This window comes from Cryobacterium sp., from assembly GCF_026786305.1.
GTDB lineage: Bacteria > Actinomycetota > Actinomycetes > Actinomycetales > Microbacteriaceae > Cryobacterium.
This window is the reverse complement of the sequence record NZ_JAJAYI010000086.1, coordinates 52,635-75,950: the sequence shown is the minus strand read 5'-3', so window position 1 is coordinate 75,950 and position 23,316 is coordinate 52,635. Positions and strand designations below refer to the sequence as shown.

The 23,316-nt window shown below is 64.7% G+C and carries 19 protein-coding genes; 6 read left to right on the top strand and 13 right to left on the bottom strand.

Annotation, left to right across the window (positions count from 1 at the left end):
- Window positions 1–58 precede the first annotated feature (58 nt).
- Both gabT and LH475_RS11130 read left to right on the top strand, forming a co-directional pair.
- Window positions 59–1,432: a 4-aminobutyrate--2-oxoglutarate transaminase gene (gene gabT / locus LH475_RS11135; RefSeq protein ID WP_196845545.1), complete on the top strand. Its 1,374-nt coding sequence runs from the start codon at window positions 59–61 to the stop codon at window positions 1,430–1,432.
- A 4-nt stretch (window positions 1,433–1,436) separates the two neighbouring features.
- Entirely contained in the window at window positions 1,437–2,429 is a 993-nt protein-coding gene (locus LH475_RS11130; RefSeq protein WP_196845544.1) for an asparaginase, read from the top strand.
- A gap of 1 nt (window position 2,430) precedes the next feature.
- Here the strand turns inward: LH475_RS11130 and LH475_RS11125 are convergent, their stop codons facing one another.
- From LH475_RS11125 to LH475_RS11110, 4 genes are read right to left on the bottom strand one after another with little or no spacing between them, the layout of a single operon-like run.
- Window positions 2,431–3,237, bottom strand: coding sequence for an ABC transporter permease (locus tag LH475_RS11125; RefSeq protein ID WP_297414051.1), 807 nt, complete (start codon window positions 3,235–3,237; stop codon window positions 2,431–2,433).
- On the bottom strand, window positions 3,234–4,151 hold the full coding sequence (locus LH475_RS11120) for an ABC transporter permease (RefSeq protein WP_196845543.1): 918 nt from the start codon (window positions 4,149–4,151) through the stop codon (window positions 3,234–3,236). The genes LH475_RS11125 and LH475_RS11120 overlap by 4 nt, the downstream gene beginning before the upstream one ends.
- 2 nt (window positions 4,152–4,153) lie before the next feature.
- Window positions 4,154–5,353, bottom strand: coding sequence for an ABC transporter ATP-binding protein (locus LH475_RS11115; protein WP_196845542.1), 1,200 nt, complete (start codon window positions 5,351–5,353; stop codon window positions 4,154–4,156).
- Entirely contained in the window at window positions 5,353–6,570 is a 1,218-nt protein-coding gene (locus LH475_RS11110; RefSeq protein WP_327012193.1) for a spermidine/putrescine ABC transporter substrate-binding protein, read from the bottom strand. Before LH475_RS11110 ends, LH475_RS11115 begins: the two co-directional genes overlap by 1 nt.
- A 233-nt stretch (window positions 6,571–6,803) precedes the next feature.
- Here LH475_RS11110 and ald point away from each other — a divergent pair, with 233 nt between their 5' ends.
- Window positions 6,804–7,919: an alanine dehydrogenase gene (ald, locus tag LH475_RS11105; protein ID WP_196845541.1), complete on the top strand. Its 1,116-nt coding sequence runs from the start codon at window positions 6,804–6,806 to the stop codon at window positions 7,917–7,919.
- A gap of 19 nt (window positions 7,920–7,938) precedes the next feature.
- On the opposite strand, the gene LH475_RS11100 is transcribed toward ald, so the two are convergent.
- The 5 genes from LH475_RS11100 to LH475_RS11080 form a co-directional block, all read right to left on the bottom strand.
- Complete coding sequence (locus LH475_RS11100; protein WP_297414047.1) at window positions 7,939–10,947, bottom strand: FtsK/SpoIIIE domain-containing protein; 3,009 nt, start codon at window positions 10,945–10,947, stop codon at window positions 7,939–7,941.
- A gap of 108 nt (window positions 10,948–11,055) precedes the next feature.
- Window positions 11,056–11,661, bottom strand: coding sequence for an FHA domain-containing protein (locus tag LH475_RS11095; RefSeq protein ID WP_297414045.1), 606 nt, complete (start codon window positions 11,659–11,661; stop codon window positions 11,056–11,058).
- A 12-nt stretch (window positions 11,662–11,673) separates the two neighbouring features.
- A complete protein-coding gene (locus LH475_RS11090; RefSeq protein WP_196845143.1) occupies window positions 11,674–12,027 on the bottom strand; it encodes a zinc ribbon domain-containing protein YjdM in 354 nt (117 codons plus the stop codon).
- Window positions 12,028–12,071: 44 nt separating this feature from the next.
- Window positions 12,072–12,875: a protein phosphatase 2C domain-containing protein gene (locus LH475_RS11085; RefSeq protein ID WP_327012194.1), complete on the bottom strand. Its 804-nt coding sequence runs from the start codon at window positions 12,873–12,875 to the stop codon at window positions 12,072–12,074.
- A gap of 105 nt (window positions 12,876–12,980) precedes the next feature.
- The gene (locus LH475_RS11080) at window positions 12,981–14,417 is read right to left on the bottom strand and encodes a gamma-aminobutyraldehyde dehydrogenase (protein ID WP_196845142.1); all 1,437 of its coding nucleotides are present in this window, start codon (window positions 14,415–14,417) and stop codon (window positions 12,981–12,983) included.
- 123 nt (window positions 14,418–14,540) lie between these two features.
- Here LH475_RS11080 and LH475_RS11075 point away from each other — a divergent pair, with 123 nt between their 5' ends.
- Together LH475_RS11075 and LH475_RS11070 are read left to right on the top strand one after the other, a co-directional pair.
- Window positions 14,541–15,023 carry an Lrp/AsnC family transcriptional regulator gene (locus LH475_RS11075; protein WP_196845141.1) on the top strand — a complete coding sequence of 161 codons (483 nt, stop codon included), beginning with the start codon at window positions 14,541–14,543 and terminating at the stop codon, window positions 15,021–15,023.
- Between the two features lie 5 nt (window positions 15,024–15,028).
- Window positions 15,029–16,459 carry an aspartate aminotransferase family protein gene (locus tag LH475_RS11070; protein ID WP_196845140.1) on the top strand — a complete coding sequence of 477 codons (1,431 nt, stop codon included), beginning with the start codon at window positions 15,029–15,031 and terminating at the stop codon, window positions 16,457–16,459.
- 36 nt (window positions 16,460–16,495) lie between these two features.
- Here LH475_RS11070 and LH475_RS11065 read toward each other — a convergent pair whose 3' ends face one another.
- The 4 genes from LH475_RS11065 to LH475_RS11050 form a co-directional block, all read right to left on the bottom strand.
- Window positions 16,496–17,764, bottom strand: a complete 1,269-nt coding sequence (locus LH475_RS11065) for a DUF4192 domain-containing protein (RefSeq protein WP_297414035.1) — start codon at window positions 17,762–17,764, stop codon at window positions 16,496–16,498.
- Window positions 17,765–17,858: 94 nt separating this feature from the next.
- Complete coding sequence (locus LH475_RS11060; protein WP_196845138.1) at window positions 17,859–19,823, bottom strand: ABC transporter ATP-binding protein; 1,965 nt, start codon at window positions 19,821–19,823, stop codon at window positions 17,859–17,861.
- Window positions 19,820–21,553 carry an ABC transporter ATP-binding protein gene (locus tag LH475_RS11055; protein ID WP_196845137.1) on the bottom strand — a complete coding sequence of 578 codons (1,734 nt, stop codon included), beginning with the start codon at window positions 21,551–21,553 and terminating at the stop codon, window positions 19,820–19,822. Before LH475_RS11055 ends, LH475_RS11060 begins: the two co-directional genes overlap by 4 nt.
- 157 nt (window positions 21,554–21,710) lie before the next feature.
- Window positions 21,711–22,673 carry an aldo/keto reductase gene (locus LH475_RS11050; RefSeq protein ID WP_196845136.1) on the bottom strand — a complete coding sequence of 321 codons (963 nt, stop codon included), beginning with the start codon at window positions 22,671–22,673 and terminating at the stop codon, window positions 21,711–21,713.
- A gap of 113 nt (window positions 22,674–22,786) precedes the next feature.
- On the opposite strand from LH475_RS11050, the gene LH475_RS11045 reads away from it, so the two are divergent.
- On the top strand, window positions 22,787–23,314 hold the full coding sequence (locus tag LH475_RS11045) for a methylated-DNA--[protein]-cysteine S-methyltransferase (RefSeq protein WP_196845135.1): 528 nt from the start codon (window positions 22,787–22,789) through the stop codon (window positions 23,312–23,314).
- Window positions 23,315–23,316: the final 2 nt, after the last annotated feature.

Here is a 23,316-nt window from a genome sequence, read left to right as displayed (position 1 = left end):
TGGATCGACACAGTAAGGAATGGATCGACACAGTAAGGATAGGTACAGTTGAAGCACCATGACTGACACCCTCACAAACTCCGCCGCCGTTGCCATCGCTACCTACCCGGTAGCCCAAGAACGAAAGATCGTGACCGCTATTCCCGGTCCGATCTCGGCCGCGTTGCATCAGCGACGCCGGGCGGTCGTCTCCGACGGCGTCAGCTCAATGCTCCCGGTATACATCGCCAAGGCCAACGGCGCAATCGTCGTCGATGTTGACGGCAACCAGTTCATTGACCTCGGCGCCGGAATCGGCGTGACCACCATCGGCCACACCGAGACCAGCGTCGTCGCCGCTGCCGTCGAACAGTCTCAGGATTTTATCCACACCCTCTTCACCGTCACGCCGTACGAAGAGTATGTGCGCGTCGCCGAGCTACTCGCCGAGCACACGCCTGGTAATTTCCCGAAGAAGAGCGTGCTCATCAACTCCGGCGCCGAAGCCGTCGAAAACGGCGTGAAGATCGCCCGCAAGTACACCGGCCGCCGCGCCGTCGCGGTGCTCGACCACGCGTACCACGGTCGCACCGTGCTGACCATGGCAATGAACTACAAGGCCATGCCCTATGCCACCGGGTTCGGCCCCCTCGCCAGCGACGTCTACCACGCCCCCAGCTCCTACCCGTATCACGACGGTTTGAACGGAGCGGATGCTGCCGCCCGCACGATCGCCTACCTCGAGAAGGTCATCGGCGCGAGCGACCTGGCCTGCCTCGTTGTCGAGCCCATCCAGGGCGAGGGCGGCTTCATGGTTCCGGCCGACGGTTACCTGCCACTGCTGCAGGAATGGTGCACCGCAAACGGTGTCGTCATGATCGCCGATGAGATTCAGAGCGGCATGGCCCGCTCCGGCAAGTACTACGCGAGTGAGCACTTCGGCTGGATCCCCGACCTCGTGCTCAGTGCCAAGGGTATCGCCGGCGGCTTCCCGCTCGCCGCCGTCACCGGCCGCGCCCAGATTATGGATGCCTCGCAGCCCGGCGGCCTCGGCGGCACCTTCGGTGGCAACCCGGTCTCCTGCGCCGCAGCGATCGCCGTCTTCGACGCGATCGAGGCCAACAACCTGCTCGGGGAGGCCCAGCGCATCGAGAAGTCCCTCACCGCGGGCCTGACGGCGTTGAAGAACAAGTACGACATCATCGGCGAGATTCGCGGTCGCGGCGCCATGATGGCCATCGAGCTCGTACAGCCCGGCACCGGCGACACCACGAAGGCACCCAACGCCGCCGCGGTGAGCGCCATCTCCACCTACGCCGGCCAGCACGGCGTTCTGCTGCTCACCGCTGGCACCTACGGCAACGTGCTGCGCTTTCTGCCGAGCCTCGCGCTGTCCGATACGCTCATCGTCGATGCCCTCTCGGTGATCGACGACGCCATGGCCGCACTCTAATCTCGTGACGGAAACCTTTACGGTCGACGATTCCGTTGAACTCGCCGTCGTCGAGCGCAGCGGCTTCGTCGAGTCCCGACACGCCGGATCGGCGATCGTGCTCGGCACCAACGGTGAGGTGTTGCGGGCGCTCGGCGACGTGACCAGCCCGGTCTTTCCGCGCTCGGCGCTGAAACCCTTCCAGGCCGTCGCGGTCATGGCGAGCGGGGTTGCCCTGCGGGGAGCGGATGCTGCCATCGCCACCGCAAGTCACAGCGGCACCGCCGCACATATCGACCTCGTGCGCGGGCTGCTCACCCGGGCCGGAGTGCCCGAGACGGCGCTCGCCTGCCCGGCGGCCTGGCCGATCGACTCCGCTGCCCGCGATGCCCTTGTGCGCCTCGGCGCCGGCCAGGCTCCCGTTTACATGGAGTGCTCGGGTAAGCATTCAGCGATGCTCGTGGCGTGCCAGCAGAACGCGTGGCCGCTGGAGGGCTATCTGGAGCCGGCGCATCCGTTGCAAAAACGCATTCTCGACGTGCTCGAACGTTTCACCGGCGAACGACCTCTGACCTCGGGCGTCGACGGTTGCGGTGCGCCCGTGCACGCGATCTCACTCACCGGACTGGCCCGTGGAATCGCGCGCATCGCCACGAGCAAGTCCAACTCACCGTTTGCGATCTACCGCGAGGCCGGGTTTTTGGCCGAAGCGGTGCGCGCCAATGGCTGGGTCGTGGCCGGCCCCGGCCACTCCGACAGCATCGTGATCGACCGGCTCGGGCTGTTCGTGAAGGGAGGCGCCGAGGGCATCATGGTCGCTGCCGCTGAGAACGGTACGACCGTGGCGCTGAAGATTCTCGACGGCAATCTGCGCGCCGCTGCGGCGGTCGCGCTGAGCCTGCTCGCCGACGCCGGTGCGCTCCAGCGCACGGATGTAGCCGAGCTTCTCCCCGAGCTCGGCCTCACCGTCACCGGCGGCGGCCTGCCCGTCGGGGAGATTCGCGCCAGCTACGTCTAGCTCAGCTCATCTTGGCCAGCCGCCGTGCCCTCGCCGCCCCCGACACCTGCACCGTCACGACCACAACCAGCGCGAGAATGAACACGGCCGAGGCGAGCACGTTGGCCTCGGCCGGAATGCCGCGCGCCGCCGAGATGTAGATGTACTTGGGGAACGTCGTCACCGCTCCGGAGTTGAAGTTCGTGATGATGAAGTCGTCAAACGACAGCGCGAACGACAACAGCGCGGCCGCCAGAATGCCCGGCAGCAGCAGCGGAAACGTTATGCGCGCGAACACCTGCCAGGCGGAACCGTACAGGTCACGGCCGGCCTCTTCCAGCGCCGGGTCGAGACTCGCAACACGCGCCTTGACCGTGACCACGACGAAGCTGATGCAGAACATGGTGTGCGCGAGAATAATCGTCAGCATGTCTTTCGGCACACCGAGCGACAGAAACTGGGCCGCCAGGCCGGCGCCGAGAACGACCTCCGGGGTGGCCATCGGCAAGAACAGGAACAGGCTGGTCTGCGACCGAAACTTGAACCGGTAACGCACAATGGCGATCGCGATCATGGTGCCGAGGGTGGTCGCCACGACGGTGGCAATGGCCCCGATGATCAGGCTGTTGCCAAAGGCCTGACAGACGGCGCCGTTTTGCACGTTGCAGACGTTGAGCCACTTGTCGAAGGTGAAACCGCGCCACGTGATGTTCGATTTGAGCGAGTCGTTGAACGAGTAGATGAAGGTGTAGCCGATGGGAATCATCAGAAACAAAAGCGCCAGAGAGCTGTACACGGGTAGCAGCCACTTGCCGAGGGAGAGTTTCACAGCAGCTCCTCCGTTCCGGATCGTTTGACGTAAATACTGACGATCACGAGAATCACGGTCATCAGAATGATCGACAGGGCCGCCGCCGAGGGATAGTTCTGCAGCACGAGAAAGTTCGCCTCGATCACGTTTCCCATCATCTGAGTGCCGGTGCCACCAAGAAAGTCCCGGCCGGCGTTGATATAGTCCCCGGCCGCTGGAATGAAGGTGAGCAGGGTACCCGCCACGATGCCGGGCATCGACAGCGGAATGGTGACCTTCTGGAACACCTGGAACGGGCTCGCATAGAGGTCGCTGCCCGCTTCGAGGTAGCGCACGTCGAGCCGTTCCAGCGTCGTGTAGAGGGGCAGGGTCATGAACGGTATGAAGTTGTAGGTCAGGCCGAAGATCACCGAGAAAGCGGTACCGGTCACGTGGGCTTCCGGCCCCAGCAGCGACAGCGCCTTCAGCGACTGCACGACGAAGGACTCGTCCGCGAACAGCTGCTTCCACGCCAGGGTTCGCAGCAGAAAGCTGATGAAGAACGGCGCGATTACGAGCACGAGCATGAGGCTCTGCAGCAGCGGCCATTTGCGGGCCTTCACTCCGATGAAATACGCCAGCGGGTAACTGATCAGCAACGCAAAGAACGTCGCCGCCAGCGCATAGCTGAACGAACGCACGATGTGCGGCCAGTAGGTCGTGACGACCTCGACATAGTTCTGCCAGCGGAAGGCGTAGTCGTACTGGCCGATATCGCCGAACTCCCGCGGCGCCTGGAACGACGTCAGCAGCAGCGACACCAAGGGGGTGAGAAAGAACAGCACCAGATAGAGGATGCCCGGCAGCAGCAAGAACAAGGCCACGGGGCTTCGACGCCGAGCGACCGGATCGGTCGACGGCGCGGTCGTCGACGAGAATGCGGCGAAGGCCATCGCTAGGCCTCCTCAAGCTCCGTGATCAGCGATGAGCGTCGCTGTTGGGCGATGGTTCTGGTGTCAAGGTCTGCCTCGAACCGGGGGGCTTGTGCCGGATCGTCGTCGAGGCCGAAGCCGTGATCTACGTTCCAGCTGAGCCAGACCTCGGCGCCGACCTGCGCGGCCGGGCCGAAAGCCACGTTCTGGGCGAACACGACCAGGGTGCCGACTCCATGCACGGCTACGAGGTACTGCGTGCTGACCCCGCTGAACGACACGTCGATGACCTTGCCCGGGCCCATCACGTTGCGGCTGGAATCATGGGTGGGCGCGTCGGCGTGCAGGGTGAGTTTCTCGGGTCGCACACCGATGGTGACCTCGCCCGACACCCGATGCGCACGCTTGAGTGGCACAACGATCTGCTGCCCGAACACGTCGACCGCGATGGCGGAACTGGTGGTGGAGACGACCGGGCCGGTGAACAGGTTGGACTGGCCGAGAAAGTTGGCGACGAACGCGGTTTTGGGCAGTTCGTAGAGCTGCTGTGGTTCGCCCATTTGTTCGATGCGGCCCTTGTTCATGACCGCGATGGTGTCGGCCATGGTCATGGCTTCCTCCTGGTCGTGGGTCACGTGCAGAAAGGTGAGGCCGACCTCTTCCTGGATGGTCTTCAACTCGAGCTGCATTTGACGTCGCAGCTTGAGGTCGAGGGCCCCGAGGGGCTCGTCGAGCAGGAGCAGTGCCGGCCGGTTGACAATGGCACGGGCCAGGGCGACGCGCTGTTGCTGGCCGCCGGAGAGCTGCTGTGGCTTGCGGTGCGCGAGATGATCGAGCTCAACCAGGAGCAGCGCCTCGTGCGCTTTGGCCACCGGGTCGCCGATCTTGCGGCGGCGCAGCCCGAATGCGACGTTCTCCAACACGGTCATGTGCGGAAAGAGGGCGTAGCTCTGGAATACGGTATTGACCGGACGCTGGAAGGATTTCTGATCGGTCACATCCTCACCCCCGATGAGGATGCGGCCGCTGGTTGGTTCTTCGAGGCCGGCGACCAACCGCAGGGTGGTCGTCTTGCCGCAGCCCGAGGGTCCGAGTAGTGCGAAGAATGACCCCGCCGGAATGGTGAGGTGGAGGTTTTCGATGGCGGTGAACCCGGGGAAACGTTTCTCGATGCCGACCAGCTCCAGGTCGGCGCCACGATCGGCGAACGCACCAACGGCCATCAGGCTGCACCCAGCAGAATCGCCTGGAACTGGGCGTTGAAGGTCTGTTCCTCGGTGCCGTCGAGACCTCGGAAGACGTGGGCCTTGGCGAGGGTCGCGTCGTCGGGAAAGATCAGCGGATCTTCGGCCAGCGTCGGGTCGATGGCCATCATGGCTTCCTTGGCGCCGACGACCGGGGTGATGTAGTTGACGTAGGCGGCGACCTCGGCGGCGACGGCCGGGTCGTAGTAATAGTTGATGAGTTCTTCGACGTTTTTCTTGCCGGGTGAGCCGATCGGAACCACGAAATTGTCGTTCCAGAGCGTGCCGCCCTTTTCGGGAACGACGAAGCCCCATTTGTCGCCGTTTTCGGCGTTGAGCTGCACGATGTCACCGGACCAGACGATCGCGGCCAGGGTGTCTTCGTTGGCGAGGTCCTCCTTGTAGGAGTTGCCCTTGATGTTGCGGATCTGTCCGTCGGACACCTGCTTCTTGAACTCGTCGATGGCGGCGGTGAACTCCTTTTCGCCCCATTTACCGGAGATGTCGACGCCCTGGTCGAGCATGATCAGTCCCATGGTGTCGCGCATTTCGGAGAGCACGCCGACGCGCCCCTTCAGCTCAGGTACCCAGAGGTCTTCGACCGAGGTGAGGCCCTGCGGATACTTCTCCTTGTTCCAGGCCAGGCCGGCGAAACCGCCCTGCCACGGCACGCTCATGGCGCGCCCCGGATCGAAGTCGACGTCCTGCAACGAAGGGAGCAGGTTGGCGAGGTTCGGGATGTTGGCGTGGTCGAGTTTTTGGGTGTACCCGAACCGGATCATGCGGCTGACCATCCAGTCGGTCAGGCACACGGCGTCGGCGCCGATGTCCTGGCCGAGGGCAAGCTGGTCTTTCACCTTGCCGTAGTAGGAATTGTTGTCATCGACGGCCTCGGTGTACTTGACCGAGAGACCGGTCTGCGCCTTGAACGCGTCGACGGTGGGGTAGTTGCCGGCGTCGTCGACGTCAATGTACAGGGCCCAGTTGTCCCAACGGATGGTTTTGTCGTTGGCCGAGGTGTCGGCGGCGGCGGTGGGTTTGGCTGCGGTTCCGGAGGAGCACGCAGCGAGCGCGAGCGCTGTCGCCCCGGCACCGGCGCCGGCCAGCAGAGTTCGGCGGCCCATCTGTGCGTTTTGCGCCTGGCGAATGAGTTGGCGGATCATCGGATCGGCGGGCAGCGGCTTGGACTTCATCATGGTTCTCCTAGCATTCTGGGCACGCAAACGGTCAGGGCTCGCGGCGTTGCGAGTTGGTCGATAATTGCACATATCGACGGTGGAAACACCTGAAAGAGTTCAAATCATTGATCTTGCAACCGATTTGTCACGAAATCAGCACAAACTCGCAACATTCGCACTCGGAATCGTCGGTTCGTCGAGACTAAGGTGGTGCGCAGGAGCGGCGCTGAACGCTTCGGCAGAGGAGCGAAATGAGAATCGCAATTCCCACCGAGATAAAGAACAATGAGTTTCGGGTGGCGATCACGCCGGCTGGAGTGCATGATCTCGTCCTCTACGGTCACGACGTTCTCGTGCAGGCCGGTGCCGGCGTGGGTTCCTCGATCAGTGATGAGCAGTATTCCGCTGCCGGTGCGACGATTCTGCCGAACGCCGCGAGCATCTGGGCGGCCGCCGAGCTGCTGCTCAAAGTCAAGGAACCCGTCGCGAGCGAGTACGGCTATTTTCGCGCCGACCTCGTGCTGTTCACCTATCTGCATCTCGCCGCCGAACCCGAGTTGACCCGTGCCCTGCTCGCGGGCGGTGTCACCGCGATCGCCTATGAAACCGTGCAGTTGCCCTCCCGGGCCTTGCCGTTGCTGGCACCGATGAGTGAGGTCGCCGGCCGCCTCGCGCCGATCGTCGGGGCCAATGCCATGCTCAAGCCGAACGGCGGCCCTGGCCTGTTGGTGCCCGGCGTTCCCGGTACCCATCCGGCGAAGATCGTCGTGCTCGGTGGCGGTGTCGCCGGCACCGCCGCGATGCAGGTGTCCCTCGGCCTCGGTGCCGAGGTGACCGTGCTCGATACCAACCTGTTTCGGCTGCGCGAGATCGACACCCTGCACTTCGGCCGCGTCAAGACCATCGCCTCGAACAGCTTCGAGATCGACAAGGCCGTATCGGAGGCCGATATGGTCATTGGCTCGGTGCTTATTCCGGGCGCCAAGGCACCCAAGCTGGTCAGTAACGAGCTCGTGTCGCGCATGAAGCCGGGCAGCGTGCTCGTGGACATCGCCGTCGACCAGGGCGGTTGCTTTGCCGATAGCCATGCGACCACGCACGCCGACCCCACGTACACCGTGCACCGGTCGTTGTTCTACTGCGTGGCGAACATGCCCGGGGCTGTGCCACACACGTCGACCTATGCCCTGACAAATGCGACGCTGCCCTATGTGCGGGCTCTTGCCACGCTCGGCTGGGTGAACGCGCTGCGCGCTGACACCGCGCTGTCCCAGGGGCTCAATACCTTCGAGGGGCGACTGACCAGCGCTCCCGTCGCACTCGCCCACGAGATGACGCACCAGCCCGTGGCGGAGGTTCTGGTCTAGCGTCACCGGTTCAGGGCCGTCACCGGTTCAGGGCCGGTTCCGGCCATATCGCCCGGGTCACCTCGCCGTCGGGGTGCAAGACCCAGACCCGCCCGCGTCCGGGCGCCAGCGGCGGCGGCAGCTCCCGGCGGTGGCTGAGTAGCCGAAAGTCCGACAGGCTACACCGGTCGAACACCAGGCTGGCGTGGCCGCTCGCCGTTGCGCCACGCAGTCGCGCCAGCAGCGTCCAGTGCACCTGCCAGGTTTCGGCGTCACCGACAACGATCAGTTGACCAGCAGCCAGCCGACCAGCAGCATCCGTTTGGCCCGCTTCACCGGAAACCAGCAGAGCGGATGCCGCCGGCCCGCTCGTTCCCGCCAGCTCGATCACCGGCACGCCCAGGACACCGCGCAGGCGCGTTGCGGTGCCTGCCGGCGACGACGACACGATCAGTAGCGGGCCGTGGGCGGGCAGGGGCGCGATGGCTGGGGGCGGGATTGACGGGGCGGGTGAGGCGGGAGCCAGCAGTTGCACGCGCAGGGTGCGCCAGACTCCCCCGCCCGGCGGCAGTCCGGCGTTGTAACCGGCCGATTGCCCGCCGGCCGCGAGGTGGTCTTGCACGCTCGGCAGTTTGAGCAAGAGAGTGCTCTGGCACAGGGCAGCCAACCCGGCAACCACGCTCGTGTGCCGTTGCACGGCAACGACGACATGCACACCGGCGGCCGGTCCGTCTCGCAGCAGCCCGATGAGCAGGTCAACGGCAGCCAGCCGGTGGTCGGGCTGCCAGCGGGCGCAGACGGAATCGAAGTCATCCAACAGCACCAATCGGGGCGACGCGTGCGTCTGCTGCCCGGTTTCGACCCGTGCGCTGATGCTCGCGAGGGCGTCCCAGGCTGATTCGACGTTGGCGGTCACCAGCTGGGCGTCGATCCGATGTTCGGCCACCCGGGCGAGAGTGTGCAGTAGCGTGGATTTGCCCGAACCGGCCCCGCCGACGACGAGCAGGTGCCCGTCGGTTTCGGGATGATAGGCGAACACGCGGTACCGCTGGCGCTCAGGTTCGTCGAGCAACCCGAGGGGATAACCAAGCGCCGGGGCCCCTCCCGCGTCGACAGCGTGTAGATCGGCAGCCCGTAGATCGGCAGTGGTGACCATCGACGGGAGCGCATCGAGCCACGGTCGCCGCGGAGCCCTCAGGGAGCGCGCCGACAGCGCAGCGGCTGCGATGCTCGCAATGTCGAGGTCCCCGGTCGTCGCGACCTGGCAGAGCACCGGTTCTCCCGATTCGGTGGCGACTATGCACCGGCCGGGCTGATTCGGTGCCAACGCGGCCGCGGCATCCGTGCCGATCACCGCCTGACTGTCGGCGCGGTTATTCACCCGGAGCGACAGGCGCAGGCTGCAGTTGGCCAGCAGCGCGTCACGCACCACCCCGGCCGGCCGTTGCGTGCACAGAATCAGGTGCACGCCGAGCGACCGCCCTCGGGCGGCAATGTCAACGAAGAGGGCGTGCAGTTCGGGAAACACCCCGAGCATGGTCGCGAATTCATCGACGACGATGATGAGCCGGGGCAGCGGATGCTCCAGCCTCACGTCGGTCACGTCCCGCGCCCCGGCCGCGCTCAACAAGAGCTCCCGGGAGCGAAGTTCGGCCCCCAGACTGGCCAGGGCCCGGGCGGCCGTGTTCGAGTCGAGGTCTGTGATGAGACCGACGCAGTGCGGCAGCCGACCGAGCGGTTGAAAGGCCGCGCCGCCCTTGAAATCGACCAGCAGAAAGTTCACCTGGCTGGGCGAATAGATCGCGGCCAGCGCTGCAACCCAGGTGGTGAGCAGCTCGCTCTTGCCGCTGCCGGTGGTTCCCCCGACCACGGCGTGCGGTCCGGACTGCACCAGGTCAAGGCGCACCGGCCCATCTCGGCCGACGCCGATCGGGCACTCGAGGCTCGGCGGGGCCGTCGCCCGGTCGCTCGCGGGTGCATCGGTGACATGCTTGAGCAGTTCCATCACGGGGACCGTGGTGGGGAGCACCCCGTTCGTTGTCACGAGCCCCGCGGCCCTGGCCTGCCCGGCGAGCGTCACCGCGAAGTCGACGGCTTCGGCCCGGGCGAGCAGTTCCGGGCAGAAATCGAGCGGCGGTGCCCGATTCGGCGAACGGATAATCTGAGCCCGTACCGGCCCACCCACGCGCACGACCGTTCCGCACCCCGGGGGCAGGTCGTCGAGCCGCGTCGCCAGGGCCAGGAGCAGCCGCCCGCGCCTGGGTTCTGCGGTGCCGCGCTCGAAGTTGCGCGGCTCCGAGGTGCTCTCGGTTCGTATCTGCATTCCCTCCGCCGCCTCGCGCAGCACCAGCGTGAGGCGACTCGGCGTCGACGTGACATGCGGAAGCTGGGCCACCCAGTCCCAGTCGGTAGACCTGGTGGGGCTTTCGCTGGAGACGCCCAGCTCGGTCGGCGGCAGGGCGAAGCAGAGCTGCACGAACACGGCGCGGGCGAGGGCGGCCGCAAGCGGTATCGGCCCAACGATGCCAAGCCCGTTGGTCAGGTCGACGACGATGGGGGCGCCGGTGACGGTCGCGGCCCACTCCCGAAGTTCGCGGTGATCGTTCGGGGCCGTCGCCCCGCCGAGTCTGATGCCGCTCGGAGCAGGGCCCGTGCCCAGCGCGACCAGCGTTGCATCTGTTTGCCGCCAGCGCGCGGCCGCCGCACGGCCGAGCACAATATTCCGGGCCGATGGTGTGTGCTGCCAGGCTTCGTCGCGCCAGCGGGACTGACGCTCGGTAATCACCGTCCGCAGCAGCGCAACTGCCTCGGTATGCGAGGCCGTCTCGGCCCGGCGGCGTTTGCGACCCGAGCGTTTCGAATCGAACATGCTGGCCACCGCGATGATCGGGCTGAGAACGGCGAAGATCAGCGCAAAGGCCGAGCCGGTGACCATCCAGATCACTCCAGCGGCGACCAGTGGCGCCACCGTCGCGAGTAGCGGAAACCCGGCGTGCGGCACGACAGCCGGTGCGGGTGGCAGGGCGAGGGTTTCATCGACGGTGGACACGCGTCCAGCAGACCAGATCGTCAATCGAGGAGGGCCCACGGTTGGGTTATCGGTGCACAATCAACGTTCTGGTCGCCGGTGGAGGAGCGCCTGCTTGGGCCAGGCTCCTCAGGCGACGCTGAAGGAGTGGTCGGCGATCTCGACCCGGGTACCGCGGGGCAGAACGTACCGTCGTCCTGGTTCGAGCGACTGGGCCGTTTCGCCGGGTCGACGAATCACGGTGCCGTTACCCGAGACCCGGTCGCTGACCCAAAACTCGCCGTCGTGCTGGCCGAATTCGAGGTGAGTCTTCGAGACGGAGCGGTCGGCATCCGCTACCCGAATGAGGTCGTCGAAATTCTCGTCGGGTTGAGGCAGGGGCTTGCGGCCGATCAGGCCGGAACCGTGCACCGACACGCGCTGGCCGGAACTGAAGCTCAACACGAAGGTCTCGCGACTCGGCAGCGCAGTGATCGGCGCGCCGGCCGGCATCGCGGCTGGCGCCTCGGTCACGACAGCGACGGCCTGCACCGGCGTCGACGTCGACGGCGGCACGACCGCGGGAATCGGTACGGAGACGACGGTCGGGCGCGGCAGGCGCGCAATGATCGTCGTGTCGTTCGGGCGGGGGTCCGGGCGCTTGCGCGACTCCACGGTGGCGGTGCGGGAGCTGCCGCATTCGCCGCAGAACATGGCCCCGCCCGGCAGCCAGGCACCGCAAATCTGACACGTCACGATCGGCTCGACCTAGACCTTCTTGACCACGCTGGACTTGAGCTGCATGAATCCGAAACCATCGACCTTGCAGTCGATGTCATGGCCGTCGACCGGATCGACGAGGCGAATGTTGCGAACCTTGGTGCCGACCTTGATCGACAACGACTGGCCCTTGACCTTGAGGTCCTTGATGATCGAGACGGTGTCCCCGTCGGTCAGGACGGATCCGAAGGCGTCCTTGACCACGGCTTCCTGCTCTTCTTCGGCCGGTTCGGTCGACCATTCGTGGGCACACAGCGGGCAGACCAGAAGCGCGCCCATCTCGTAGGTCAGGTCGCTGAAGCATTCAGGGCACGGAGGCAGGGTCTCATTCACTCGTTCCATAATACCCGACGGCCTTGGGCCGGCGACCGAGGCTAGTCGTGCGGTCACGCCTCGGGTACCTCGTACGGTTCGACCGCGAGCACGTCGACCACGATTGCGGTGACGTTGTCGCGACCACCGTTTTCCAGGGCCGCCTCGACCATAGCCGCGACGGCATCCGCTGCGAGCTTTTTTTCGAGCAGAAAATGACGGATACCGTAGGCGGTGAGTTCCTTGGTGAGACCGTCGGAACAGACCAGGATGCGCATGCCGGCCTGAATCGGCAGGATTCGGTAGTCGGGAATCGGCGGTTCGTGAAAGCCGACGGCGCGAGTGATGATGTTGCCGTGCGGGTGCACGTCAGCCTCTTCGCGGGTGATGCGCCCGGCATCGACGAGTTCCTGCACGACCGAGTGATCGTTGGTGATCTGCTCGAGAACACCGCCGGTCAGCTGGTAGACCCGCGAGTCACCGATGTTGTACACGATCCAGCTAATGGCATCCGAAACCAGGGCCAACGCGACGCCGGTCACCGTGGTTCCGGTGCCCTGGTCGGTGACCCCGACCCCCTGCGCCATGTCCTCAACAGCGAGGGCGAGCGCCCGGTCGATCGAACCGGCCTCGACGATGAGCGTTCCGGTGAGCTCAGCGAGCCTGGTCACGACGGCAGCACTGGCGACGTCGCCGGCCGAATGGCCGCCCATGCCGTCGGCGACAGCGAACAGCGGCGGCGCGGCAAGCAGGCTGTCTTCGTTGACGTCACGGCGATGACCCACATCGGTCAGGGCGGCCCACGCCAGCGTGATCGTCGTGGCAACGCTGGGCAGTTCGACGCGAAATTCGGTCGAACCTTGACCAATCTGGGTCACGGGTGGTGCCTTCCGAGTGTGGGGTACGAAATCGTCCCCGCCGTTCCAACGTTCGCCGAAGGACTTGGACCATAATAACGTCACCACTCGTGGCCACCGCACCGCCTAGTGCCCGATGTACGACATCACGTGTTTGATGCGGGTGTAGTCCTCGAACCCATACATCGAGAGGTCTTTGCCGTAACCGGAGTGTTTGAAACCGCCGTGCGGCATCTCGGCAACGATCGGAATATGCGTGTTGATCCACACGCAACCGAAGTCAAGGTGCTTGGCGAAGCGCATCGCGCGACCATGATCGCGGGTCCACACCGACGAGGCCAGGCCGTACTGCACGTCGTTCGCCCAGCGCAGGGCCTCGGCCTCGTCGGTGAAGCGCTGCACGGTCATCATGGGACCGAAGATCTCCTGCTGCACCGCCTCGTCGGTCTGCCGCAGACCGCTGACGATGGTCGCTTCGTGAAAATAGCCGGTCGTGCGGAGACGATGACCGCCGAGTTCGAGCACGGCGTGGTCGGGCAGCCGGTCGACAAAGCCCGACACCTGGGCGAGCTGGTTGGCGTTGTTGACCGGTCCGAATAGGATTCCCGGTTCGCTGGGCGCTCCCGTGCGGGCGTTGTCCCGGGCATGGGCGGCGAGCGCAGCGACGAATTCGTCGTGAATTCCGCTCTGTACGAGCAGGCGGGTGGCCGCGGTGCAGTCCTGGCCGGCGTTGAAGAAGCCGGCGGCGACGATCCCGGCGACGGCGAGCTCGATATCGGCGTCGTCGAACACGATCACCGGCGCCTTGCCGCCCAGTTCGAGGTGCACCCGCTTGAGGTCGTGTGATGCAGCCTCGGCGACGGCCATGCCGGCTCGCACCGAACCGGTGATCGACACGAGCTGCGGGGTCGGGTGATCGATCATCGCCGCCCCGGTCGTGCGGTCGCCGGTGATCACGTTGAGCACGCCATTCGGCAGAAACTCCGCCGCAATCTCGGCGAGCAGCAGGGTTGCGCTCGGGGTCGTGTCAGACGGCTTGAGCACCGTGGTGTTACCGGCGGCGAGTGCGGGTGCAAACTTCCAGACCGCCATGTTCAAGGGGTAGTTCCAGGGTGTGACCTGGCCGACGACTCCGATCGGTTCCCGCCGAATAAACGAGGTGTGGTCGGTCATATACTCGCCGGCCGCGCGACCTTCGAGATGACGGGCGGCGCCGGCGAAGAACCGTATCTGGTCGACCGAGAGCAGAATTTCGTCATCGACGAGGGTCGAGCGCGGCTTGCCGGTGTCGAGCGACTCGGCGTCGGCGAATTCCTCGGCACGCGCCTCCATCGCATCCGCTATGCGTAAGAGCGCGAGCTGACGCACCGCCGGCGTCGTTTCACCCCAAATTTCATAACCGGCTACTGCGGCCCGATAGGCCGCGTCCACGTCGGTCGCATTCGACACCGGGCTACTGCCGTAGACCGTTTCGGTCGCGGGGTCGACGAGGTCGAATCGATCCAAAGATGTGGAGTCGACGTATTGGCCATTGATGAAGTTGCGGAGTTCGGGGGCGCTCATGCGGCCCAGTGTACCTATTCCAATGTGATGTGCACCCAGATTTACAAATGAAATCCGCAGTGATTTGCATAATGTGCGACGGATTCACTTGCCGAAGTATATTTGGACTGACAGAATCGATGCATGAATGGACAAAGGCGCGGTCACTCGCCCAAGCCGGCCCAGCTCGACGATGTGTCAAAAAAGATCATCGAACAGCTGCAGGCCGACGGGCGTCGCTCGTACGCGGAGATCGGCAAAGCCGTCGGTCTCAGCGAGGCGGCCGTGCGCCAACGGGTGCAGAAACTCACCGAATCCGGCGTCATGCAGGTCGTCGCCGTGACGGATCCGATGCAGCTGGGCTTCTTTCGCCAGGCAATGATCGGCATTCGTGCTTCGGCCGACACCCGCGTGCTCGCCGAGGAGCTGGCGAAAATTGATGCCGTGGATTACGTCGTGCTCACGGCCGGCACCTTTGACATTCTCGCGGAGGTCGTCTGCGAAGACGACGACGAACTTCTCGAACTGCTCAACGCCAAGATCCGCAATCTCGAGGGAGTCTTCTCCACCGAGACGTTCGTTTATCTCAAACTCCACAAACAGTTCTATAACTGGGGAACACGGTAAAAAAAATGACTCTCACCACACCCGTTTATTCACCAACCGCCTACAGCGACGCACACAACGCCGAGCTGCAGCAGAAGGCAAAGGATCACCTCTGGATGCACTTCTCCCGTCAGTCGGTGATGGAATCCGGCGCTGGAGTACCCATCATCGTCAAGGGCCGGGGTCACCACATCTGGGATTCCACGGGTAAGCAGTACATCGACGGCCTGAGCGGCCTGTTCACGGTCAACGCCGGGCACGGGCGCAAGCGTCTCGCCGAGGTCGCCGCGAAGCAGGCCGAGGAACTCGCGTTCTTCCCGATCTGGTCGTATGCCCACCCCAAGGCGATCGAACTCGCCGACCGGCTCGCCTCCCACGCTCCCGGCGACCTCAACCGCGTGTTCTACTCCACCGGCGGCGGTGAAGCCGTTGAGACCGCGTTCAAGCTGGCCAAGTATTACTGGAAGCTGATGGGGCGCCCGACCAAGCACAAGGTGATCTCCCGCAATGTCGCCTACCACGGCACCCCGCAGGGCGCGCTGGCCATCACCGGAATCCCCGCGATGAAGGAGATGTTCGAGCCGGTCACCCCCGGTGGTTTCCGCGTTCCCAACACGAACTTCTATCGGGCCGACGAGATGAGTCCGGGCCTCGGTCTCGGTGACAACCTTGAGTTTTTCGGCCAGTGGGCCGCGAACCGCATCGAAGAGATGATCCAGTTCGAGGGGCCCGAGACGGTCGCCGCTGTGTTCTTGGAACCCGTGCAGAACTCCGGTGGCTGCTTCCCGCCGCCCCCCGGCTACTTCAAACGCGTCCGGGAAATCTGCGACAAGTATGACGTTCTTCTGGTCGCTGACGAGGTCATCACAGCGTTCGGTCGCATCGGCAACGTGTTCGCCTCGACGACCTACGACATCCAGCCCGACATGATCACGTGCGCCAAGGGCATGACGAGCGGATACTCGCCGATCGGCGCCACCATCGTCAGTGACCGCATCTACGAGCCCTTCAAGCACGGCGACACGACGTTCTACCACGGCTACACCTTCGGCGGACACCCGGTCTCCTCGGCCGTGGCACTGGCCAACCTCGACATCTTCGACGAGGAAAAGCTCAATGAGAACGTGCGGGACAATTCTCCGCTGTTCCGCAAAGAGCTGGAGAAGCTGCTCGAGTTGCCGATCGTCGGCGACGTGCGCGGTGCCGGATACTTCTTCGGCATCGAGCTGGTCAAGGACAAAGGCACCAAGGAAACGTTCAACGACGAGGAGTCGGAGCGTCTGCTGCGCGGTTACCTGTCGAAGGCGCTCTTCAAGGCCGGCCTGTACTGCCGTGCCGATGACCGTGGCGATCCGGTCATCCAGCTCGCTCCCCCGCTGACCATCGGGCCCAAAGAATTCGCCGAGATCGGCGAGATCCTGCGCGGCGTACTCTCGGAGGCACCGAAGTACATGTAGTTGATTTCATCAGCGTGTGCTGCATACACGCCAGGGTCAGCGGCCGGCTGCGCGCTCGTCGAAGTCTTCACCCCAGTCTTCGTCAAGTTCGTAGCCGTCGCCCTCCTCGTGGTGGTCATTGTCTTCGCCGTCTTCATTGCGCGGCACCGCGAACGCCCACTCCGGCAGGTGCCCGGACGTGAGCAGCAAATTCAACAGGGTCGCCATGCTGTACTGCGAGTCAATGGCGAGAGCCTGGTCCACGAAGAATCCGGCCACGGAACCACTGCCGAGCGCCCACGACAGCCAGGCCAGCATGCACAGCGGCGCCGGTCTGGCCGAACGCGGAGCCATGGCGACGACGGTGCGCAGCAGGGTGATCGCCGTGCGGATCCGATCGACGTCGGGTCGTTCACGCTGCAGGCCGAGCATGATGTCGCCGGCGTGTTCGGCGGTCGGGTCGCCGGTGTTGATCTCCTCGGTCACGAGATCGTCACGGCTACGCCCGGTTTCGTACTGGAGCAGAGCATACCGCCAGTTGATTTCATGGGCGCGAACGCCCTCATCACGCCCGAAGGCAAACTGCACCATGATCTGGTCCCGATTCGGCGGCGACTGCACGAGCACGAGCAATGCCGCGGCGTTCTCTTCCGTGGGCGGATTCTGCCAGGTCAGCGCCGCTTCAGCAATCGCCACCGGGTCGAGCACAAAACCGAGGGTGGGAAAGCGCTCCGGAGCGTTCTCGGCCCGCGCGATCAAACGGTGGTAGCGCCGATAGACCCGGGCCAGGCGTTCCCTGGACGCCAGATCAACGTCGATCGGTTCCGCGCCGCTTTGCAGCGTGCCAAGCGGATGCTCCTTGAGCGCCGCGTACGCCGCGTTCACCGGGGACTCCGCGATGTCGCTGAGCGGATGCCCGACCGCCGGGCACTGCGGGTCGAGGTAGCTGCCCCAGGCATCCGCTGCCACGCACAGGGAATCGCGCAGCAGAAAACCGCTCAGTTCCAATCGCCGGTTCAGAATCTCGGCGAACCGCTCACGCGGGATTCCGGCGGCATCCGTGAAGGAATCGTTGGTGTAGATGACGGGAACGACGGCGTCGACTCCGGGAATCTTGCAGAGCATCCCGGCGAGGGTCGTCGCAATGCGGTTGTACACCCTGTGGGGTGCGCCGTCGTCCGGCAGGTTGAAACGCAGCGCGCCGCAGGTGCGGTTGCCGCGAAACGCGACCAGAACGGCGCTGGTCTCGGCAACAAATCCGAGCAGCTGGGGAACGAGTGCCAGAAAGTCCTGGGCCTTCTGGGCTTTGACAATGGTGGGATGCATGCCGCCACTGTGCTCGCCCGAGCGCACCCCGGATACGCGCCCGCCCGAATCTGGGGTTGATTCGGGCCGGCGACCGGGTGGGGAGGAGATGCCTCTAGACCTCGTCGGCGACGGGCGCAGCGAACTGTGCGGCATACAGCGCCTGATAGGCGCCGTTCTCGGCGAGCAGCTGCACATGGTTGCCCTGCTCCACGATGCGCCCCGACTCCATCACGAGGATCAGGTCGGCGTCGCGAATCGTCGACAGGCGGTGGGCGATGACAAAGCTCGTGCGTTCGGCGCGCAAGGCGCTCATCGCCTTCTGCACCAGCACCTCGGTGCGGGTGTCGACCGAACTGGTCGCCTCATCGAGAATGAGCACGCTCGGCTGTGCCAGGAAGGCGCGGGCAATGGTGAGCAGCTGCATCTCGCCGGCGCTCACGTTGCTGCCCTGGTCGTCCAGCACGGTGTCGTAGCCGTCAGGCAGCGAGTGCACGAACCGGTCCACATAGGTCGCGGTGGCGGCGGCGAGAATATCCTCCTCCGTGGCATCCGGTCGGCCATAGGCGATGTTGTCGCGAATCGTGCCGCCGAACAGCCAGGTGTCCTGCAGCACCATGCCCATGCGTCGGCGCAGGTCGTGCCGGGTCATGGTGGTGACGTTGATACCATCGAGCAGGATGCGCCCGGAATCGATCTCATAGAACCGCATCATGAGATTGACCAGGGTGGTCTTGCCAGCGCCGGTGGGACCGACGATGGCGATGGTCTGCCCGGGCTCCGCCACGAGGCTGAGTTCCTCAATCAGTGGTTTGTCGGCGCTGTACCGGAACGACACGTTCTCGAAGACCAGCCGGCCCTGCACCTCGATCGGTGTCTCGGCGGGATCGGGGTCGTCGCTCTGTTCGTCAGCGTCGAGCAGGTCGAACACGCGTTCAGCGGATGCGACACCCGATTGCAGCAGATTCGCCATCGACCCGAGCTGCGCAAGCGGCTGGGTGAACTGGCGGGAGTATTGGATGAAGGCCTGCACGTCACCGAGTTGCATGGCGCCGGAAGCGACCTGCAGGCCGCCGACGACCGCAATGGCAACGTACACGAGGTTGCCGACGAAGGTCATGGCCGGCATGATCATGCCGCTGATGAACTGGGCACCGAAACTCGTCTCGTACAGTTCGTCGTTCTTTTGCTTGAACCGGGCGTCGACCTCTTTCTGCCGACCGAACACCTTGACCAGGGCGTGACCGGTAAAGGTTTCTTCGATCTGCCCGTTCAGCTCGCCGGTGTTCGCCCACTGCGCCACGAACAGTTTCTGCGAACGTTTGGCGATGAGCGCCGTTATCACCAGGGTCAGCGGCACCGTGACGAGAGCGATCAGGGCCAGCAGCGGCGAGAGGATGAGCATCATCACAATTACACCGATGACCGTGAGCAGGCTGGTCACCACCTGGCTCAGCGACTGTTGCAGGCTCTGCGAGATGTTGTCGACGTCGTTGGTGACGCGGCTGAGAAGCTCACCGCGCGGTTTCTTGTCGAAGTAGCTCAGCGGGAGGCGGTTGATCTTCGCCTCGATCTCTTCCCGTAGCCGGTACACCGTACGCTGCACGACGCCGTTGAGCACATAGGCCTGCAGCCAGCTGAACACGCTCGACAGCACGTAGAGGGCGAGCGCCCAGAACAGCACGGTGGAGAGCATGGCGAAGTCGATGCCGACCCCCGGGGTGAGCGTCATACCGCTGAGCAGGTCGGCCTGGTTGGTGTTGCCGGCTGCCCGCAGCCCCGCGATCACCTCGGCCTGGCTGCTGCCGCTCGGCAGGCTTGTGGACACGACGCCGGAGAAGATCAGGTTGGTGCCTTCACCGAGCAGGCGTGGGCCGAGCACCGAGAACGTCACGCTGATCACAGCGAGGGCGAGTACGAGAGCCAGCCACAGGCGTTCCGGGCGCAGTTTGCCGAGCAGGCGTTTTCCAGAGGCGGTGAAGTTCATCGACTTCTCGGCCGGCAGGTTCATGCCGCCGAACGGCCCGCCGCCGCGCTGCGGGCGCGGCGCCGGCTTGTCGTCGGCGTGGGTCTCGCTCATGCTGCTTCCTCGGCGGTGAGCTGGGATGACACAATTTCTTGGTAGGTGGTGTTCGACTCGAGGAGGGACCCGTGTGTTCCCCGACCGACGATACGGCCGTTTTCGAGCACCAGAATCTGGTCGGCGTCGATGATGCTCGAGACCCGCTGGGCGATGATGATCATGGTGGCGCCGTCGGTGCTTTGCTTGAGGGCGAGACGCAGTCGGGCGTCCGTGACGAGGTCAAGCGCCGAGAACGAGTCGTCAAAGATATACAGCTCTGGCCGTTTCACCACGGCGCGGGCGATTGCGAGGCGCTGGCGTTGGCCGCCCGACACGTTAGTGCCGCCCTGCGTGATCGGTGCGTCGAGCCCGCCGTCCATTTCCGTGACAAAGTCTCGGGCCTGGGCGATCGTGAGGGCCTGCCAGAGTTCGTTTTCGGTCGCATCCGGTTTGCCGTAGAGCAGGTTGCTACGCACGGTGCCGGAGAACAGGTAGGGCTTTTGCGGTACGAGGCCGATATGGCCCCAGAGCAGGTCGGGGTTGAGCTCGCGCACGTTGACGCCGTCGACGAGCACGGAGCCGCTCGTGGCGTCGAACAGGCGCGGCAGCAGGTTGACCAGGGTGGTCTTGCCGCTGCCGGTACTGCCGATGATCGCGGTGGTCTCGCCGTGGCGGGCGATGAAGCTCACGTTGCGCAGCACCGGCTGTTCGGCGCCGGGATAGGCGAATCCGACGTCGAGTAGTTCGAGTTCACCCTGGCCGACCGTCACGTTCACCGGGCTGGCCGGCGGCACGACGCTCGATTCGGTGGCGAGTACCTCGCCGATACGGTCGGCCGAAACGGCTGCGCGCGGAATCATGACGGCCATGAATGTGGCCATCATGACGGCCATGAGAATCTGCATGAGATAGCTGAGGAAGGCGATGAGCGTGCCCACCTGCATCGAGCCGTCTTCGATGCGGAACGCGCCGAACCAGATCACGGCGACGCTGGAGACGTTGAGCACGAGCATGACGATGGGGAACATGAGCGCCATCAGGCGCCCCGAGCTCAGGGCAACGTCCGTGACGTCCTGGTTAGCCTTCGCGAACCGGGCGATCTCGACGTCTTCGCGCACGAACGCGCGCACCACTCGGATGCCCGTGAGCTGTTCCCGCAGTACCCGGTTGACGGTGTCGATACGGGTCTGCATCTTGCGAAAGAGCGGCACCATCTTCACGATGATGAATCCGACGGCGATGAGCAGGATCGGCACACTCACCGCGATGAGCCAGGAGAGTTGAACGTCTTGGCGAATCGCCATGATCACGCCGCCGATGCTGAGGATGGGCGCCGAGACCAGGAGGGTGCAGGTGGTCAGCACGAGCATCTGCACCTGTTGCACGTCGTTGGTGGAGCGGGTTATCAGAGACGGCGCCCCGAACCGGGTGACTTCTTGTTCGGAGAATTCGCCGACCCGGCTGAAGACGGCGCCCCGCAGGTCACGCCCGACCTTCATGGCAACCTTGGCACCGAAGTAGACGGCCACGATCGCGCAGATGATCTGGGCGAGTGTGATGAGCAGCATGAGGCCACCGACCCGCAGGATGTAGCCGGTGTCGCCCGTGGCGACACCCTCGTCGATGATGTCGGCGTTGAGGGTGGGCAGGAAAAGTGAGGCGATCGATTGGGCCAGTTGAAAGACGATCACCCCCAGAAGCAGTTGCCGGTACGGACGCAGGTAACGCACGAGCAAGGACCACAGCACGAAGTTCTCCTAGTAAGAAACGGCGACCTGCCCGACCGGAAGGGTTAGCGCAGAGACCCCTGATGTAATAGTGCACTCTTTGCGGGACGTCGTCGACCGAAACGTTGCGGTCTGCACCTGAAACGCCGAGTATTCAAATCAACTTCACATCGCGCGTTCAGGCGAAGAGGTTCGAAATGTAGGCGACCTCGTCGGCGGACGGCTGCCACGATGTCGCCGCCGCTGCGTTTTGAATGATCTGCTCCGGCTTCGTGGCCCCGGCGATGACGCTGGTCAGGCCCGGTTGCGCCAGAAGCCAGGCGAACGTCGCCGCCAGCATGGTCACTCCGCGCGCGTCGCACCATTCCTGGTACTGCTCGATCACGTCCCACGGGGCGTCGTCGGCGAGGTGACGCCGGATCATCATGATGCGGCTGTCGGCCGGTCCGCCGGTGCGGGAGAATTTGCCGGTGAACAATCCGTTGTAGAGCGGGAAGAACGGCAGAAAGCCCAGACCGTAAGCGTTCACGGCCGGCAACACCTCGTCTTCGACGTCGCGTGCGAGCAGGCTGTATTCGTTCTGGCTGGAGATGAACGCGGGGTGCCCGCTCATGCGGGCAGTGAACTCGGCCTCGGCGATCTGCCACCCGGCCAGGTTGGAGTGACCGATGTAGCGAATCTTGCCCTCGGTGATGAGGTCGTCAAGTGTGGCAAGGGTTTCTTCGATCGGCGTCGACGGGTCGGGAACGTGCAGCTGGTACAGGTCGATCCAGTCGGTCTGTAGCCGTCTGAGGGACGCCTCGACGGCCAGGCGGATGTACCGGCGCGAACCGCGCGCGCCCCAGTCCGGACCGTTCAGCCCGCCCATGTCCATGCCGAATTTGGAAGCGAGCACGATCTGATCTCGCTTGCCGCGCAGGGAGTGCCCCATGAGCGTTTCGCTCAGTCCGCGCTCGGCGCCGTAAATGTCGGCGGTGTCGAACAGCGTCACCCCCGCCTCGAAAGCCGCGTCAATCACCGCCGTCGTGCCGTCCTGACTTTCCGACGCGGTTCCGGTGCGACCAAAATTATTGCACCCGAGTCCGATCGTCGACACCGTCAGTCCGGAGGAGCCGAGTCTGCGATATTCAATTTGAGCCATTCTTACAGACTAGGGGCGCAGCCGCCTCCTGCACAGGCGCGGCTGCGCGATCGCTCTGCACCGATGTCCGAAACCCGCGAGGTCGCCGCGAAGGCGGCGGCTACAGTCGAACCATGCACAGCATCCCGACACCACTCACTCAGCGCTCCTTTTCGGTGCAGGCGCTTCTTCGCCTTCCCAGCCCCCTCGGGCGTCTGGAACTTACCGCCGACGATAGGGGCATCCTCTCCCTGTCCATCGAAACCGACGGCCAGCTGCCGCTCGAGGCCATCCCCGAGGCGCCCTCTCCCGTGCTGCTGCGGGCGGCCGAACAGCTCGACGAGTACTTCGTCGGCACCCGCAAGTCCTTTGATCTTCCCGTGCATGTGACCCGCGGTACCGAGTTTCAACGCAGCGTCTGGGCGCGGCTGGCGACCCTCACATTCGGCGACGTCATCTCGTACGGGGCGCTCGGCAGCGAGATCGGGCGGTCCGGTTCGGGCCGCGCCATCGGCGGGGCGGTCGGCGCGAACCCGGTGCCGATCATCATCGGCTGTCATCGCGTGCTCGCGACGAGCGGCCAGATCACCGGCTACAGCGCCGGCCAAGGCATCCCGACCAAGGTGTGGCTGCTCGACCATGAGGGCATCGCGCACCGGTAGTT